The organism is Vibrio sp. bablab_jr001 (assembly GCF_016464285.1).
GTDB classification, from domain to species: domain Bacteria; phylum Pseudomonadota; class Gammaproteobacteria; order Enterobacterales; family Vibrionaceae; genus Vibrio; species Vibrio fluvialis.
In genome coordinates, this window is the sequence record NZ_JACDWZ010000032.1 from 110,610 (window position 1) to 125,140 (window position 14,531).

Sequence of the window (14,531 nt, forward strand, 5' to 3'; positions counted from 1 at the left end):
AGCCGAAGCTGGGTTATGCAAATCCGAATTGAAATATTACGCGATGCGGTCTTTTTCCCACGCAGCAATACGCTCTGCACGCGCCGCTTCTCGTGCTTCACGTTTTTTGCGCGCGTCACACGGTTCTGGGCAGTTACATACTTTTTCGATGCCAACCGCGCCCAAGCCGCCACAGCTGCCTTTGACCACTTTCTTCTGGAAGATATAACCCACTGCCATCGCAGCAATCACCGCCAGAAACACCCCAAAGGTAATCAGAAAGGTATTCATAATTCCAAGCTCACTCAGTTAATTATCGGTTGAGATACGGCTTAAACGCACTTGATGCGATTTCTTTGAATCCGTCGTCGGTTTTCACAATCATGAACACCGGAATATGATTCTGCTCCGCAATCTCAATCCCTTTTTCGTCACCCAACACCATCAGTCCTGTCGCCAGGCCATCCGCTGTCATGCACGATTTATCCAGTACAGTCACCGATACTACACGGTTATGGATTGGACGCCCAGTCTGAGGGTTAATAATGTGCGAATAACGAACACCATCACGCTCAAAGTAGTTGCGGTAATCACCAGAGGTAGCAATCGCCATGTCACCCGGTTCAATAATTTCCTGAATGCTGCGCTCGTCTACGGTCGGTTTCTCAACCGCAATACGCCACGGCACACCATCACGATTCAAACCTTTCAGGCGAATCTCGCCGCCCACTTCCACCATGTAGTTGTGAATGCCCTGAGATTCGATGTAGTTCGCGACCACATCGACGCCCCAGCCTTTAGCGATCGTCGACAGGTCCACATACAGATGCGGCAGGTCTTTGCTCAGTTTGTTGCCTTCAACACTCAGGTGATGAATACCGGTGTTGGCTTTACGCTCAGCGAGTTCTGCATCCGTCGGCACCACTTCTGGGCGCGCTTCCGGGCCAAAGCCCCACAGATTCACCAGCGGGCCAACGGTAACATCGAGCGCACCTTCTGTCAGACCATTGAGGCGAATCGCCTCTCTCACTACGGTCGCAGTTTGGTTCGACACTTCAAATGGGTCAATACCTTGATACTGGTTGAAACGACTCAGCTCTGAATCTTTGCGGTAAGTCGACATCTGATCGTTCACCTCTTCCAGTAAACGGTCGATCTCCTTATGCAGATCATCAGACGACGGCAAACCGTCTTGTTGAAGATATTTGATGTTGTAGCTGGTACCCATCGTCGGGCCACTTAAATGCACTTGCTGTGGCGGTTGTTCACAACCTGCCAGCAGCAATAAAGAAGCTAACGCAACAAGCCAAGTTTTCACTTGTTTACTCCTCAGATAATGTAAATAGATATAGGAAAATCCGAATCCTGACGGCTGGAAGGCTCCTCGCCTTATTTACCTATAGCTACTCTGACTCACTTGAAAAAAGAATGGCTGACTCTAACGAGCCAGCCATGGATTTAGCAAATTATCGTGGATTAACCACCGAAGTCATCCAACAGGATGTTTTCGTCTTCAACACCAAGATCTTTCAGCATACCAATCACGGCTGCGTTCATCATCGGTGGACCACACATGTAGTATTCACAATCTTCAGGCGCTTCATGGTCCTTCAGATAGTTTTCGTACAATACGTTGTGGATGAAGCCAGTGTAACCGTTCCAGTTGTCCTCTGGTTGAGGATCAGACAGTGCACAGTGCCACACGAAGTTATCGTTCTCAGCCGCCAGGCCGTCGAAATCTTCTACGTAGAACATTTCACGTTTAGAACGCGCACCGTACCAGAACGACATCTTACGTTTAGACTTCAGACGTTTCAGCTGGTCAAAAATGTGTGAACGCATTGGTGCCATACCTGCACCACCACCGATGAAGACCATTTCTGCATCAGTGTCTTTCGCGAAGAACTCACCAAATGGACCAGAAATTGTACATTTGTCACCGGCTTTCAGAGACCAGATGTAAGAAGACATCTGACCCGGTGCAACTTCTGGGTTGTTTGGCGGCGGAGTCGCGATACGTACGTTCAGCATGATGATGCCAAATTCTTCCGGGTAGTTCGCCATTGAGTAAGCACGGATAATCGGCTCATCAACTTTAGATACGTAACGGAACAGGTTGAACTTGTCCCAGTCACCGCGGAATTTTTCCGGTACATCGTAATCTGCATACTTAACAGTGTGTGCAGGCGCTTCGATCTGAATGTAACCACCCGCACGGAATGGTACTGACTCACCATCTGGAATCTGCAGCTTAAGCTCTTTGATGAATGTCGCTTTGTTATCGTTAGAGATAACGGTACATTCCCACTTCTTAACGCCGAAGATTTCTTCTGGAAGTTCAAGATCCAGGTCGTTCTTCACTGCAACCTGACAAGCCAGACGCTCACCTTCACGTGCTTCACCTTTAGTAATATGGTCAAGCTCGGTAGGCAGAATGTCGCCACCGCCAGATTTGATTTTTACGCGGCACTGACCACAAGAGCCACCACCACCACACGCTGACGATACGAATACACCAGCACCAGCCAGCGCACTCAGCAGTTTACCGCCAGGCTGTGTCACGATCGATTTTTCAGGATCGCCATTGATAGAGATTGTAATGTCACCTGTTGGTACCAGCTTAGATTTGGCGAACAGAATCACCAGCACTAGAGCCAGAACAATCAGAGTAAACATCACTACACCAAGAATAATGTCCATTGACTATTCCTTTATTGTTGCGGTTTACCCGACTTACAGTTGAACACCAGAGAAAGACATAAAGCCCAGCGCCATTAAGCCAGCAGTGATGAAGGTAATACCTAGACCACGCAGACCCGGAGGCACGTCAGAATACTTCATTTTCTCACGGATACCTGCAAGAGCGACGATAGCCAGCATCCAGCCTAAACCTGAACCGAAACCGTACACGACAGATTCAGCAAAGTTGTAGTCACGTTGTACCATGAAAGATACACCACCGAAGATTGCACAGTTTACTGTGATCAGCGGTAGGAAGATGCCCAGCGCGTTGTACAGAGGTGGGAAGAAGCGATCGAGGATCATTTCCAGAATCTGTACCAGTGCCGCGATTACACCGATAAAGGTAATAAAGTTAAGGAAGCTTAGGTCAACTCCCGGAGCCAGTGCATCTGGCTTCAGCACTAGGTTGTAAACCAGATTGTTTACCGGAACAGAGATAGTCAGAACCACTGTTACCGCAATACCCAGACCGAATGATGTCTTAACTTTCTTAGATACCGCCAGGAAGGTACACATACCCAAGAAGAAAGACAGTGCCATGTTCTCGATGAAAATCGATTTAACCAGCAAACTAATATAATGTTCCATGACGACCTTACTCCTTCGCTTCTACTTGTTCAGGTTTGAACGTACGAATCGTCCAAATCATGAAACCGATCAGGAAGAATGCAGAAGGTGCTAGCAGCATCAGGCCGTTTGGCTGATACCAGCCGCCTTTGCTAATCAGAGGCAGTACTTCCATTCCGAACAGTTTGCCTGAGCCAAGTAGCTCACGGAAGAAACCAACAGAGATCAGTACGAAGCCGTAACCCAGACCGTTACCAATACCGTCGATGAACGATGGGATTGGTGCAGACTTCATCGCGAACGCTTCTGCACGGCCCATTACGATACAGTTCGTAATGATCAGACCAACGAATACAGACAGCTGTTTCGAAATGTCGTACAGGTACGCTTTCAGGATTTGGTCAACCACGATTACCAACGATGCGATGATCGCCATCTGAACGATGATACGCACGCTGTTAGGAATGTGGTTACGGATCAGTGAAACGAAGAAGTTAGACAGTGCAGTAACGAACATTACCGCCAGAGTCATAACAAACGCCGTTTCCAGTTTGGTTGTCACTGCCAGTGCAGAACAAACACCAAGAACTTGTAGCGCGATTGGGTTGTTGTCCAATACTGGCGCTAGCACGCTCTTTTTAAGATCTTTTGCGCTAGACATTAGTTCAGACCTCCGTCACGGACTTTAGTCAGGAATGGACCAAAGCCCATATCACCCAACCAGAAGTCGAATGTGTGTTGAACGCCGTTACTGGTCAATGTTGCGCCTGATAGAGCGTCAACACCGTGTTCAGAACCTGCTGGAGCGCCACCTTTCACGACTTTAATCGCTGGTTTGTGGTTTTCATCAAACAGTTTCTTACCAACCCATTGTGCACGCCAAGCCGGGTTCTCAACTTCACCACCCAATCCCGGTGTTTCACCTTGTTGGTAGTATGTGATGCCAGACACTGTGTTGCCGTCAGTTTCAACTGCAACAAACGCGTACATCATTGACCACAGACCGTTACCGTGAACAGGCAGGATCACTTTAGACACTTTGTCGCCATCTTTTACTAGGTAAACGATGCCAGTGTTCGCACGACGAATGATTTTCGCAACGTCTGCATTGGCAGGAAGCTTAATAGAATCCGCTGGATCTTTTGCTTCTTTACGTTGGTCAAATTTCGCTGCATCACCTTCAACAAAGTCGCCGGTTTTGAAGTCGATCAGACGAGGTTCGATGAATTTATTGTACAAATCCTGAACCTTACCTTTCTCCGTGATACCAGCTACTTCAACGATCTTGCTTTGCTTATCCAGCACAGCATTCTCTTTTTGCTTATCACGCAGACCTACTGCCGCTGCCGATACGATGATTGAACAAACAAGGCTCAACCCGACAACAACAGCCAGCGTCTTTTTAATGCTGTCGTTATTACTTGCCATAGCGCGCTTGTCTCCGCTTGATGTTTTTCTCAACAACGATGTGGTCGAACAGAGGGGCAAATAGGTTAGCGAACAGAATCGCTAGCATCATGCCTTCTGGGTAAGCCGGGTTCACAACACGGATCAGAACACACATGAGACCAATCAGGATACCGTAAGCCCATTTCGCTTTGTTGGTAAACGAAGCCGATACCGGGTCAGTCGCCATGAAGAACATACCGAATGCAAAACCACCCAGAACCAGGTGCCAGTGCCAAGGCATGTTGAACATTGGGTTAGTATCTGAACCGATCACGTTGAACAGGGTAGACAGAGCAATCATACCGATCATCACGCCTGCGATGATGCGCCATGAAGCGATACCCATGTAAACGATAAACGCAGCGCCGATAGCCAGAGCCAGAGTCGAAACTTCACCAATTGAACCTGGGATGTTACCGATGAACGCGTCCATCCAAGTGATTGCTTGGCCAGTTGCTGCGTTAACCAGTGCACCGTTACCACCTTGTGCCCATTGGCTCAGAGCTGTTGCACCAGAGAAACCATCCGCAGCAGTCCAAACCAGGTCACCCGAGATTTGAGCTGGGTACGCGAAGAATAGGAACGCACGGCCTGCCAGAGCAGGGTTCAGGAAGTTACGACCTGTACCACCGAAAACTTCTTTCGCTACAACAACACCGAAGGTAATACCCAAAGCGGCTTGCCACAGAGGAAGCGTTGGCGGAACAATCAGTGCGAACAGGATCGAAGTCACAAAGAAGCCTTCGTTTACTTCGTGTTTACGCACCATACAGAACAGCACTTCCCAGAAACCACCAACGATGAATACCGTCGCGTAGATAGGCAGGAAGTACGTCGCACCCAGAAGCATTTTGCTGCCCCAACCTGCGTCGGCGGCCAGTGTGCCACCCAGCATTTGAGTCAACCAGTAATGCCAGTTGCCACCAATGATTGCTGCAAGTTGATCGCCAGCATACATATGATTGAGTGCTGCAATTGCCTGACCACCAGCATTGTACATACCCCAGAACATTGCTGGGAATACTGCTAGCCAAACCATGATCATGATACGTTTCAAATCCACGCTATCACGAACGTGTGAGCTTTTTTTCGTCACCAAACCAGGAGTGTAGAAAACTGTCGCGACAGCTTCGTACAGGGCAAACCATTTTTCATGTTTACCACCCGGCTCAAAGTGATGCTCGATATCTTCAAGAAACTTTTTGAGGCCCATGAAAATTACCCTTCCTTCTCAATCTTGTCGAGGCATTCACGCAGTAGCTGACCGTACTCGTATTTACCAGGACATACAAAGGTACACAGCGCTAGATCTTCTTCATCCAGTTCCAGAGCACCTAAGCTTTGAGCACTGTCTAAATCTCCGGCACAAAGATCACGAAGCAACAGAGTTGGCTCCATATCCAGCGGCATCACTTTTTCGTAGTTGCCGATTGGTACCATTGAACGATCACTACCGTTCGTTGTCGTGGTCATGTTGAACAACTGACCTTTGAACAGGTGACCTAGGAATGAGCGGGTTACAGAGAACTTGTTCTTACCAGGCATCGCCCAGCCAAGGAACTCTTTGTCACGACCTTCGCGTAATACAGAAACTTGCAGATGGTAACGACCCAGATATGCATGTGGACCTGTCGCTTTCGTTCCTGACAACACAGAGCCAGAAATCACGCGAACTTCGCCAGGCATAATTTCGTTGTTCGTTAGCTCTTCTAGGCTGGCACCTACAACAGTACGAATCAGACGAGGGTTGTTCACAACTGGACCAGCCAGCGATACAACGCGTTCGTTGTATAGCTCACCAGTCAGGAACAACTTACCAACCGCAATAACATCTTGGTAGTTAATGCTCCAAGCCACTGTTTCTGCATTTACCGGGTAAAGGAAATGCATGTGAGTGCCAGGAAGACCTGCAGGGTGAGGGCCGTCAAAGACGTGCTCTTCTACGTTTGACTGAGCAGAACGCGGCAGGCTGGTACCTTTTTTACAAACGTACACTTTGCCTTCAGTCAGAGCAGACAACACATCCAAGCCAGCAACGAAGGCTTCGGATTGCTCGTTGATGACCACAGTCGGCTCCGCTGCCAATGGATTGGTGTCCATTGCCGTTACGAAGATAGCCTTTGTGGTTGAATCAACTGCTGGAACCTTGCTGAACGGACGAGTACGCAGCGATGTCCAAAGACCAGATTCAACCAACTGAGTTTTCACCGCTTCACGGTCAAGACTCGCTAGCTGATTGGCTTCGTACTTGTTGAATGTCACCTGGTCATCACCTGCCACTTCAATCACAACGGATTGAAGAACACGTTTTGCACCACGGTTCACTTCAACAACTTTACCGCTGACTGGTGAAGTAAATAGGACACCCTTGTTCTTCTTGTCTTCAAAAAGAACTTGAGCTTTCTTTACTTCATCACCTACGCGAACATGCATTGTAGGACGCATGCCAACGTACTCTTCGCCAAGCAAGGCGACTTTTTTGATGGTTTTACCATCATTAATCACCTGGGAAGGAGTTCCTGCGATAGGAAGGTCCAAACCCTTTTTTATTGTAATCATACGCACTTGCACTACTTTTTTATCGGGAAAAAGATTCTTTCATTGCGTAAATTCGAGACGCACTAAACTCTGCTGGCTAATACGAGAACCGAAGCCACAACAGAGTTTAACTATCTCTAGACACGACATTTTCAGTGTCCGCTTCTGGCCGTTTGAAACGCCAAAACCGCAACATCCTTTTAAAAATCTCATCACATATATGAAGTGAGATTTATCAGGTGCGATAGTCTAGCATCTTTTGGGAACTTGATGCCATGACCAATCCCCTGATTGGCTGCTTTATTTGGAAGGAAATGAAGAAACTGGCCATAGTATTAACGATAATTTTGATGTATCGCACAATTAGTTATCGCGGCCAATAGCACGCCTTACATCACAAAATCATTGATTAAAACAATAACTGAATGGGTTACTATTCCTTCCAATTGTTGAATCAGTGTTAAATGTTTGCTCAAAAGTTCAACGTTCTGAGCCCTAATTCGCACCATGGACGAATTAGTGACCACCGCCCAAACACATCGGACTATCAGGCGCACCGTTTTCCAATTCATGCCACTCTTGCGGCGTGTAAGTATGAATGGCGAGTGCGTGAATGTGGTTAGATAGCTCTTCCATCAGAGCCTGATTGACTAGCCGATGACGCGCAATCAAACGTTGTCCGACAAAGCGTTCGCTGACCACAATCACCTTAAAATGACTCTCAGAACCAGGGGCGACGTTGTGCATATAGCTTTCATTCAGCACTTTAAGATAGTCAGGCTGAAAAGCATTGTGCAATTTAGTTTCAATCACTTCTTGAAGCATAGGTTTTCCTTGTCACACCACAACGAGTGAACAACATGATTTAGGAGATGGCGATAGTGTACTCGTGCCTCTCCGGAAGAGAAAGGTTTTGGTTTCATGATCTACGCCCATTTGAGAGAATAGGACGGTTGATGATTTAATTTTATTCCAAATATGAAAACTGAGCTTACGCTTCACGACCGCACTCTGACACTGCATCGGTATCCCAAACGCAGCAATGAAACTCTACAAGCCTGGGATGCAGGTGACGAATACCTAATCAATCACGTACATGATCTGAACCTGCCTGCTGGCAGCCGTATCCTGATCCTGAATGACAACTTTGGCGCCCTGAGTTGCTGGTTTGCTCAGCATCACCAAGTCACAATGATGAGTGACTCGTTTATTGCCCACCAGGCAACCTTAAGCAACTTAGAACAGAATCATTGCACCGCGGTGACATTGCTAAGCACCTTCGATGCTATTCCTAACGATATCGATATGGTGCTGTTGCAGATTCCGCGTAATAACCGTCATCTGATTTGGCAGTTGAGCCAGTTGCGTGCAGCACTAGCTGAAGATTGCCCCGTCGTTGCGGTGAATAAAGCCAAGGAGATTCACAGTTCAACACTCAAACTGTTTGAAAAGCACTTAGGGCAAACCACGACTTCGCTGGCCTGGAAAAAGCATCGCTTAGTATTTTCTCAGCCCAACAGCCAGCCAGTTATCGATGTGTCTCCGGATACCCGCTGGCAAGTGGAAGGCAGTAATATTGAGCTCAACAACCTGCCCAATGTGTATTCCGGCGAAAGCTTGGACCAAGGCGCGCGTTTTCTTCTGCCTCACTTACCCAGAGATGAAAATCTGAAACATTTTCTTGATTTGGGTTGTGGTAACGGCGTGCTGTCTGTTCGTATGGGACAACTCAACCCGCAAGCCGCCATCACCTGTGTGGATGAGAGCTTTATGGCGGTAGAATCTGCTCGGCAGAATCTGGTCGCCAACCTGGGAAACGAAAGAAAGATTGAATGCATCGCCAACAATTGTCTGGATGGTTTTGAGACGGCCACGACTGAGCTGGTCGTGTGTAACCCCCCTTTCCATCAACAGCAAGCTATCACCGACCATATCGCCTGGCAAATGTTCTGTGACTCAAAGCATGTTCTTCGCAAGGGAGGGAAATTATTGGTGATCGGTAATCGCCACCTCGGCTACGATGTAAAACTAGCAAGGTTATTTGGCCATTCTCAAGTAAAGACTGTCGCCAATAATAAGAAATTTGTTATCTTACAAGCTATTAAGCAATAAGCATTTTGTAACATGCTCACTCAACGAAAGGAATTGACCATGAAGAAACTGGTTCTCGCGGCTTCTATCGCACTGTTGACTGCCTGTGCAGCGCCTCAGCAGCAACAAATTAACTTTATGCCTCAGCCTGTACTGAGCAACAGCGATATCGTGAAAGGCAGTACATTTACCCTTGTCAGCAAAGATGTTCGCTCTGCGCAATACGTAGCGCTGGTTGACAGTGGTCGTCACAACATCGAGCCAGTTCATGCGAAACAAAACGTGCGTATTGCACTGGAAAATGCCCTGTCTGAGCAGTTTGGTTCTCAAGGTTTCCGCCTAACCGTCAACAGTGAAAACACACTGACGGTGGAAGTTCAAGAAGCACTCGTCAACGTAAAGCACTCTGTGTTTGAAAACGAAATGGATGCGAAAGTAACGCTAGAACTGACCGCGGAAACACCAAAAGGCAAAATGGTGAAAAGCTACAACGGCACAGCAAAACGTACTGCGCCACTAAGTGCCTCAGATGAAGACATCGAGATGGTACTGAATGACGTTGTGAATCTGGTCCTAAAAGAGATCGCCAACGACTCTGAATTGAAAACCTATATGAAGGATCACTTCCATGGCTAAGTTATGGCTCACTGCTTTGGCGCTGCTAAGCACCAGCGTTTGGGCGGGCCCGAAAGTCGAGTTTGACACTACGCTCGGTTCATTTACTGTCGAGTTAAACGACGAAAAGGCACCGATCAGTAGTGCAAACTTCCTCAAGTATGTGGAAGACGGCAGTTACGTGGGTAGCCAATTCCACCGCGTTATTCCCGGCTTTATGGCGCAAGGTGGCGGTTTTGATGAAGACATGAACCAACTGAAAACCTATGCACCGATTAAAAACGAATCCAGCAACGGACTACGTAACGACACGGCGAGCATTGCTATGGCACGTACGGCAAACCCAAATTCTGCGACTCGTCAGTTCTACATCAATCTGGTTGACAACGACTTTCTGAACAACGACCAACGTCCGCCGGGTTATGCGGTATTTGGTAAAGTTATTCAAGGATTTGAAGTCATTCAACAAATGGCCAAACAGCCTACACACTCGCTGAGCCGTATGGGCGATGTCCCTGTCACACCAATCGTGATCACTAAAGCCACGCTTATCAAGTAATCTCATTTGAGCTCTGACATTCGTTAGAGCTCACTCCTTAAGGAATGCTCCATGCCGAACGACCAAGTGCAAACCTGGAAAGAGACCGTTCTCAGCTATTTTGATCGCCGCCTGTTGTGGGTATTTATGTTGGGCTGCTCCAGTGGTTTTCCTTGGGTATTGATTGGCTCCAACATGTCAGGTTGGTTGAAAGATGCGGGGTTGACGCTCTCTGCTATCGGTTATTTTGGCAGCGTCTTCTCTGTCTATGCTATCAACTTTCTTTGGGCCCCATTAGTCGACCGGGTTAAGTTACCCCTGCTGACTCCCTTACTGGGCCAGCGCCGCAGTTGGATATTTCTCTGTCAGTCAATGGTATTGGTCTGTACACTATTCATCGCAGGCGTAAATCCCGCTAACAATTTAATGGTCACTTCCATGTTGGCTCTCGGAATTGCCATTGCCTCGGCCACGCAGGACATTGCGGTCGATGCCTTTCGTATTGACTCGTTTCCCAAATCAGAACCGTCCAAGCTGCCCCAAGCTTCCGCTATGGCTGTCATAGGTTGGTGGACGGGTTACTCTCTACCGGGTTACCTTGCCTTTATCAACGCGGATGCAATTGGTTGGAATAAGGTCTACTACGGTATGGCGGCGATTGTCGTGATTCTGATGCTGTTCACTCTGTTGGTTGGTGAACCAAACACGCAACGTGAAGCGCTGCAGAAGCAAGCCGAATCTCGCCATGAACACTATGTTCATTCTCGCTTAATGCGTTGGCTCAGCGTCACCTTGTTTGAACCTTTCCTTGATTTCTTTCGCCGCAACGGGACCCAAGTCGCCCTGACATTACTATTGTTCGTTTTCTTGTTTAAAATCGGCGAAGCGTTTCTCGGCCGAATGTCGATTGCGTTTTACAAAGAGGTCGGCTTTAGTAACGAACAGATTGGTTATTACTCCAAGCTTATTGGTTGGGGCATGACGATGCTGTTTACTTTTGTCGGCAGTATGTTCAACGTCCGTTTCGGAATTGTGCGTGGTTTGATGATTGGTGGTATCGCCATGTCAGCCAGTAATCTGATGTTTTCGTGGATTGCTCAAGTGGGACCGAATGAACATCTTCTGCTGGCCACGATTTTTGTCGACAACTTTACGACCGCGTTCTCAACCGTTGCGTTTGTCTCTTTCCTTACTGTCGTGACAGGACAAGCCTTTTCCGCCACCCAGTATGCGTTACTCGCGTCACTCGGCAACTTTGGCAGAACAGTACTCGCGTCATTCAGTGGTGATTTGGCGGAGTACTTAAATAACTGGTCACTGTTCTTTATTTTAACCGCAATCATGGTGATCCCAAGCCTGATAATGCTCTATTCACTGCGCCACTATTTCACAGACATGTTAAACAGAGCACACCAGAAACACGATGCTGAAATGGAATCGCTAAAGCAAAACGAATAAAGAAAAACCGCCGATTGGCGGTCTTTCTTTATTGAACCATTACTTTTGCGCTAAACCTTTATCGTTTAGGTAGCCCATCATAAAGGGACGCGATTCCTGACTGAGCTTTGCGGTGATCTGTTCAGACCAGCCTTGTAGTTTTGCGTTGCTTGAGCGGCTTTGGTAGTAGTCGATCATGGTTTGATCGTACTGCTCAATTAAGCTCAAATCTAACGGCTGATAACGGTTTTCGTGCACGATCACTTGCGGACTTAAACGCGGTTTCAACTGAGGGTCCTGATCCGGATGCCCCAAACACATACCAAACAAAATAGCGGTATAAGGTGGCAATTCCAGCAGGGCATCCACCTCTTTCGGAGAGTTACGCAGACCACCAATATAAACACCACCGAGTCCCAAAGATTCGGCCGCCAGCAAGCAGTTTTGTGCCATGATGCCAGAATCGACAGCGCCAATCAGAGTCAGTTCGATAAACTCTGGCTTCACATTAGGATTCATCGCATAGTGACGCTGGTAATCAATACAGAACACCAGAAACTCTGCGGCACTTTCTACATAAGCCTGATTACCGGCCAACTTCGCCAATTCAGCACGCTTTTGCTTATCGGTGACTCGAATGATCGACACCACCTGCAACAAGCTGGATGATGATGCAGAAATGCCCGAGGCAATAATCGTATCTAATTGCTCAGGTGTTATTGGCAGCTCTTTAAATGCCCGAATCGAGCGGTGCCCCTGAATCGTGTCGATGACGCTGTTCATTCACACTTCCTTATGCTTAGTAATGTTCGCCGTTGTCGTAATATTCGTTTGGTTTGAGTGCGGTGAAAATCACAGCCACATTCACATCTTCTCCTAGCACCTCCATTACCTGACGCGTGATAATAGCGGCAACTTGATCCTGTGTCTCTTGCCCACGATCAAACCACAATACTTCGACAAATGGATAGGCTGGCGAGACTTCGCCTTCAAAGAAAAATGTGGTGTAGATATACTCAAATGTGAAATCTCCACGAGGTGATTTCATTAGTGGCTGTAGTTCGTCAATCAAACTTTTAGACAGAACTTGTACGGTCTGCGGTTCAACCGCACGTAAACGAAAATGTGGCATAACGTGACTTCCTCTTTTTCCGAGCATCATAACAGCTAAGAAAATGAGGTTCGAGGTTACAGCCCTCAATTTGGCATCTATTTCATCAAGGGCTGTTAGCCATCAGGACAAATGACTGTCAAAGAAGATCAGCGTTTTACCCCATGCAGACTCAGCGGCTTCTTCATTGTAACGAGCGGTTGAGTCGTTGTGAAATCCATGGTTCACGCCAGGATACACGATTGCTTCATAAGGTACTTTGTTGGCTTGCAGCACTTTCTCATAATCAGGCCAGGACGCATTGACGCGCTGATCCAGCTCCGCAAAATGAATTAATAGCGGTCCTTTGACGTTGTTGCGCAAGCTCTCCGCGGCTGGGGTACCATAAAAAGGTACCCCAGCATCGAGTTTATCCGGGATAGTGGCGGCAAGCATATTGACGACATAGCCGCCAAAGCAGAAACCGACCGCTCCCAATTTTCCAGAGCAACTCGGATGAGCTTTCAAAAATAGGGCAGCGGCAATGAAGTCCTCTTCAATTTTTGCTTTATCCATACTGCTTTGCATGGCGCGCCCATCATCATCATTGCCAGGATAACCACCCAGTGGATACAAAGCGTCAGGAGCAAAAGCGATAAAGCCATTCATTGCCAGACGCCTCGTTACATCTTCGATATAAGGGTTCAAACCGCGATTTTCATGCACTACGAGCACAGCAGGCAAGTTGCCTTTGATTTCAGTCGGCATCACCAGATAGCCACGCCCTTTGCCATGTCCTTTAGGTGAATCAAACTCGACATAAGTGGCCTTGATCTTCGGATCGTTGAACGACACTTGTTCTGCTAAAGCATAATTGGGTAATAATGCTGATGTCAGAACTGACATCGTAAAACCTAGTGCAACCAGGCCAGTTAGCCGCCTCATAAACTCACGACGGTCAATCAAGCCATGAGCGTATTCGTCGTACCAATCAAAAGCTTCCTGCGGGATTTCGCGGGCCTGATGCGCCGTTTCCAACGACTTGTCTGTTTGTATCTGCATAACCTTATCCTTGATATAAGCAAATGATTCACCTCAGTAACTCAAAGCTTAGGCGAATCCTGATAAGTTGCATCTCAGTGAGAAAAGTAATTAGTAACGATTTTTATCAGAGAAAAGAAAAGGCAGATAAAGAAAAAGCCTCAGTCTTTCGACTGAGGCTTAGGATAGATGGCAGGGGTGGAGAGATTCGAACTCCCAACACGCGGATTTGGAATCCGCTGCTCTGCCAATTGGAGCTACACCCCTGTTGTTCGTGTTTAATGAGACGACTCTCGAATAAAATGGCGGAGCGGACGGGACTCGAACCCGCGACCCCCGGCGTGACAGGCCGGTATTCTAACCAACTGAACTACCGCTCCGCACTGGTTAGACTCAAGAGTCTAAATTTAAAGCCTGGCGATGTTCTACTCTCACATGGGGAAA

Annotated in this window: 16 protein-coding genes and 2 tRNA genes; 4 read left to right on the forward strand and 14 right to left on the reverse strand. The window is 47.6% G+C overall.

From position 1 onward, the window contains the following. Nucleotides 1–36: 36 nt before the first annotated feature. The 9 genes from nqrM to bolA form a co-directional block, all read right to left on the reverse strand. Entirely contained in the window at nt 37–270 is a 234-nt protein-coding gene (nqrM, locus tag JIG40_RS02505; protein WP_020331624.1) for a (Na+)-NQR maturation NqrM, read from the reverse strand. A 22-nt stretch (nt 271–292) separates the two neighbouring features. Further along, complete coding sequence (locus JIG40_RS02510) at nt 293–1,297, reverse strand: FAD:protein FMN transferase (protein ID WP_020331623.1); 1,005 nt, start codon at nt 1,295–1,297, stop codon at nt 293–295. A 158-nt stretch (nt 1,298–1,455) separates the two neighbouring features. After that, nucleotides 1,456–2,679, reverse strand: a complete 1,224-nt coding sequence (nqrF, locus tag JIG40_RS02515; RefSeq protein WP_020331622.1) for an NADH:ubiquinone reductase (Na(+)-transporting) subunit F — start codon at nt 2,677–2,679, stop codon at nt 1,456–1,458. A 33-nt stretch (nt 2,680–2,712) separates the two neighbouring features. Further along, complete coding sequence (gene nqrE / locus JIG40_RS02520; RefSeq protein ID WP_020331621.1) at nt 2,713–3,309, reverse strand: NADH:ubiquinone reductase (Na(+)-transporting) subunit E; 597 nt, start codon at nt 3,307–3,309, stop codon at nt 2,713–2,715. A gap of 7 nt (nt 3,310–3,316) precedes the next feature. Continuing rightward, nucleotides 3,317–3,949, reverse strand: a complete 633-nt coding sequence (locus JIG40_RS02525; protein ID WP_020331620.1) for an NADH:ubiquinone reductase (Na(+)-transporting) subunit D — start codon at nt 3,947–3,949, stop codon at nt 3,317–3,319. Then, complete coding sequence (locus tag JIG40_RS02530; RefSeq protein WP_020331619.1) at nt 3,949–4,716, reverse strand: Na(+)-translocating NADH-quinone reductase subunit C; 768 nt, start codon at nt 4,714–4,716, stop codon at nt 3,949–3,951. The genes JIG40_RS02525 and JIG40_RS02530 overlap by 1 nt, the downstream gene beginning before the upstream one ends. Further along, nucleotides 4,706–5,950: an NADH:ubiquinone reductase (Na(+)-transporting) subunit B gene (locus JIG40_RS02535; RefSeq protein WP_020431962.1), complete on the reverse strand. Its 1,245-nt coding sequence runs from the start codon at nt 5,948–5,950 to the stop codon at nt 4,706–4,708. Before JIG40_RS02535 ends, JIG40_RS02530 begins: the two co-directional genes overlap by 11 nt. Nucleotides 5,951–5,955: 5 nt before the next feature. Then, the gene (locus tag JIG40_RS02540) at nt 5,956–7,296 is read right to left on the reverse strand and encodes a Na(+)-translocating NADH-quinone reductase subunit A (RefSeq protein ID WP_051141209.1); all 1,341 of its coding nucleotides are present in this window, start codon (nt 7,294–7,296) and stop codon (nt 5,956–5,958) included. A 495-nt stretch (nt 7,297–7,791) separates the two neighbouring features. Next, nucleotides 7,792–8,100, reverse strand: coding sequence for a transcriptional regulator BolA (bolA, locus tag JIG40_RS02545; protein WP_020331616.1), 309 nt, complete (start codon nt 8,098–8,100; stop codon nt 7,792–7,794). 153 nt (nt 8,101–8,253) lie between these two features. Between bolA and JIG40_RS02550 the strand changes: the two genes are divergently transcribed. Genes JIG40_RS02550 through JIG40_RS02565 form a run of 4 tightly spaced genes read left to right on the forward strand, consistent with a single transcriptional unit; the run spans nt 8,254 to nt 11,977 of the window. Continuing rightward, entirely contained in the window at nt 8,254–9,387 is a 1,134-nt protein-coding gene (locus JIG40_RS02550; protein WP_199464708.1) for a methyltransferase, read from the forward strand. Between the two features lie 39 nt (nt 9,388–9,426). Then, entirely contained in the window at nt 9,427–10,002 is a 576-nt protein-coding gene (locus tag JIG40_RS02555; protein WP_020331613.1) for a YajG family lipoprotein, read from the forward strand. Next, on the forward strand, nt 9,995–10,540 hold the full coding sequence (locus tag JIG40_RS02560; RefSeq protein ID WP_199464709.1) for a peptidylprolyl isomerase: 546 nt from the start codon (nt 9,995–9,997) through the stop codon (nt 10,538–10,540). The genes JIG40_RS02555 and JIG40_RS02560 overlap by 8 nt, the downstream gene beginning before the upstream one ends. A 51-nt stretch (nt 10,541–10,591) precedes the next feature. After that, entirely contained in the window at nt 10,592–11,977 is a 1,386-nt protein-coding gene (locus tag JIG40_RS02565; protein WP_024373621.1) for an MFS transporter, read from the forward strand. Between the two features lie 39 nt (nt 11,978–12,016). Here the strand turns inward: JIG40_RS02565 and nfsA are convergent, their stop codons facing one another. The 5 genes from nfsA to JIG40_RS02590 all read right to left on the reverse strand — a co-directional run bounded on the left by nfsA (nt 12,017) and on the right by JIG40_RS02590 (nt 14,467). Beyond that, on the reverse strand, nt 12,017–12,739 hold the full coding sequence (gene nfsA / locus JIG40_RS02570; RefSeq protein WP_199464710.1) for an oxygen-insensitive NADPH nitroreductase: 723 nt from the start codon (nt 12,737–12,739) through the stop codon (nt 12,017–12,019). Nucleotides 12,740–12,755: 16 nt separating this feature from the next. Then, nucleotides 12,756–13,088, reverse strand: coding sequence for a DUF1904 domain-containing protein (locus JIG40_RS02575; protein WP_199464711.1), 333 nt, complete (start codon nt 13,086–13,088; stop codon nt 12,756–12,758). Between the two features lie 102 nt (nt 13,089–13,190). Continuing rightward, nucleotides 13,191–14,108 (reverse strand): dienelactone hydrolase family protein, encoded by a 918-nt coding sequence (locus tag JIG40_RS02580; protein ID WP_047460106.1) that lies wholly within the window; start codon nt 14,106–14,108, stop codon nt 13,191–13,193. Between the two features lie 169 nt (nt 14,109–14,277). Then, a tRNA-Trp gene (locus tag JIG40_RS02585) sits at nt 14,278–14,354 on the reverse strand. A gap of 36 nt (nt 14,355–14,390) precedes the next feature. After that, nucleotides 14,391–14,467 (reverse strand) — tRNA-Asp (locus tag JIG40_RS02590). Nucleotides 14,468–14,531 lie beyond the last annotated feature (64 nt).

Excerpts from the sequence above, each read along its gene's own strand:
- nfsA (WP_199464710.1), bottom strand. The coding sequence starts at position 12,739 with ATGAACAGCGTCATCGACACGATTCAGGGGCACCGCTCGATTCGGGCA.
- JIG40_RS02550 (WP_199464708.1), top strand. The coding sequence starts at position 8,254 with ATGAAAACTGAGCTTACGCTTCACGACCGCACTCTGACACTGCATCGG.
- JIG40_RS02530 (WP_020331619.1), bottom strand. The coding sequence starts at position 4,716 with ATGGCAAGTAATAACGACAGCATTAAAAAGACGCTGGCTGTTGTTGTC.
- JIG40_RS02535 (WP_020431962.1), bottom strand. The coding sequence starts at position 5,950 with ATGGGCCTCAAAAAGTTTCTTGAAGATATCGAGCATCACTTTGAGCCG.
- JIG40_RS02555 (WP_020331613.1), top strand. The coding sequence starts at position 9,427 with ATGAAGAAACTGGTTCTCGCGGCTTCTATCGCACTGTTGACTGCCTGT.
- JIG40_RS02575 (WP_199464711.1), bottom strand. The coding sequence starts at position 13,088 with ATGCCACATTTTCGTTTACGTGCGGTTGAACCGCAGACCGTACAAGTT.
- JIG40_RS02560 (WP_199464709.1), top strand. The coding sequence starts at position 9,995 with ATGGCTAAGTTATGGCTCACTGCTTTGGCGCTGCTAAGCACCAGCGTT.
- JIG40_RS02525 (WP_020331620.1), bottom strand. The coding sequence starts at position 3,949 with ATGTCTAGCGCAAAAGATCTTAAAAAGAGCGTGCTAGCGCCAGTATTG.
- JIG40_RS02540 (WP_051141209.1), bottom strand. The coding sequence starts at position 7,296 with ATGATTACAATAAAAAAGGGTTTGGACCTTCCTATCGCAGGAACTCCT.
- nqrM (WP_020331624.1), bottom strand. The coding sequence starts at position 270 with ATGAATACCTTTCTGATTACCTTTGGGGTGTTTCTGGCGGTGATTGCT.
- JIG40_RS02565 (WP_024373621.1), top strand. The coding sequence starts at position 10,592 with ATGCCGAACGACCAAGTGCAAACCTGGAAAGAGACCGTTCTCAGCTAT.
- nqrF (WP_020331622.1), bottom strand. The coding sequence starts at position 2,679 with ATGGACATTATTCTTGGTGTAGTGATGTTTACTCTGATTGTTCTGGCT.
- nqrE (WP_020331621.1), bottom strand. The coding sequence starts at position 3,309 with ATGGAACATTATATTAGTTTGCTGGTTAAATCGATTTTCATCGAGAAC.
- bolA (WP_020331616.1), bottom strand. The coding sequence starts at position 8,100 with ATGCTTCAAGAAGTGATTGAAACTAAATTGCACAATGCTTTTCAGCCT.
- JIG40_RS02580 (WP_047460106.1), bottom strand. The coding sequence starts at position 14,108 with ATGCAGATACAAACAGACAAGTCGTTGGAAACGGCGCATCAGGCCCGC.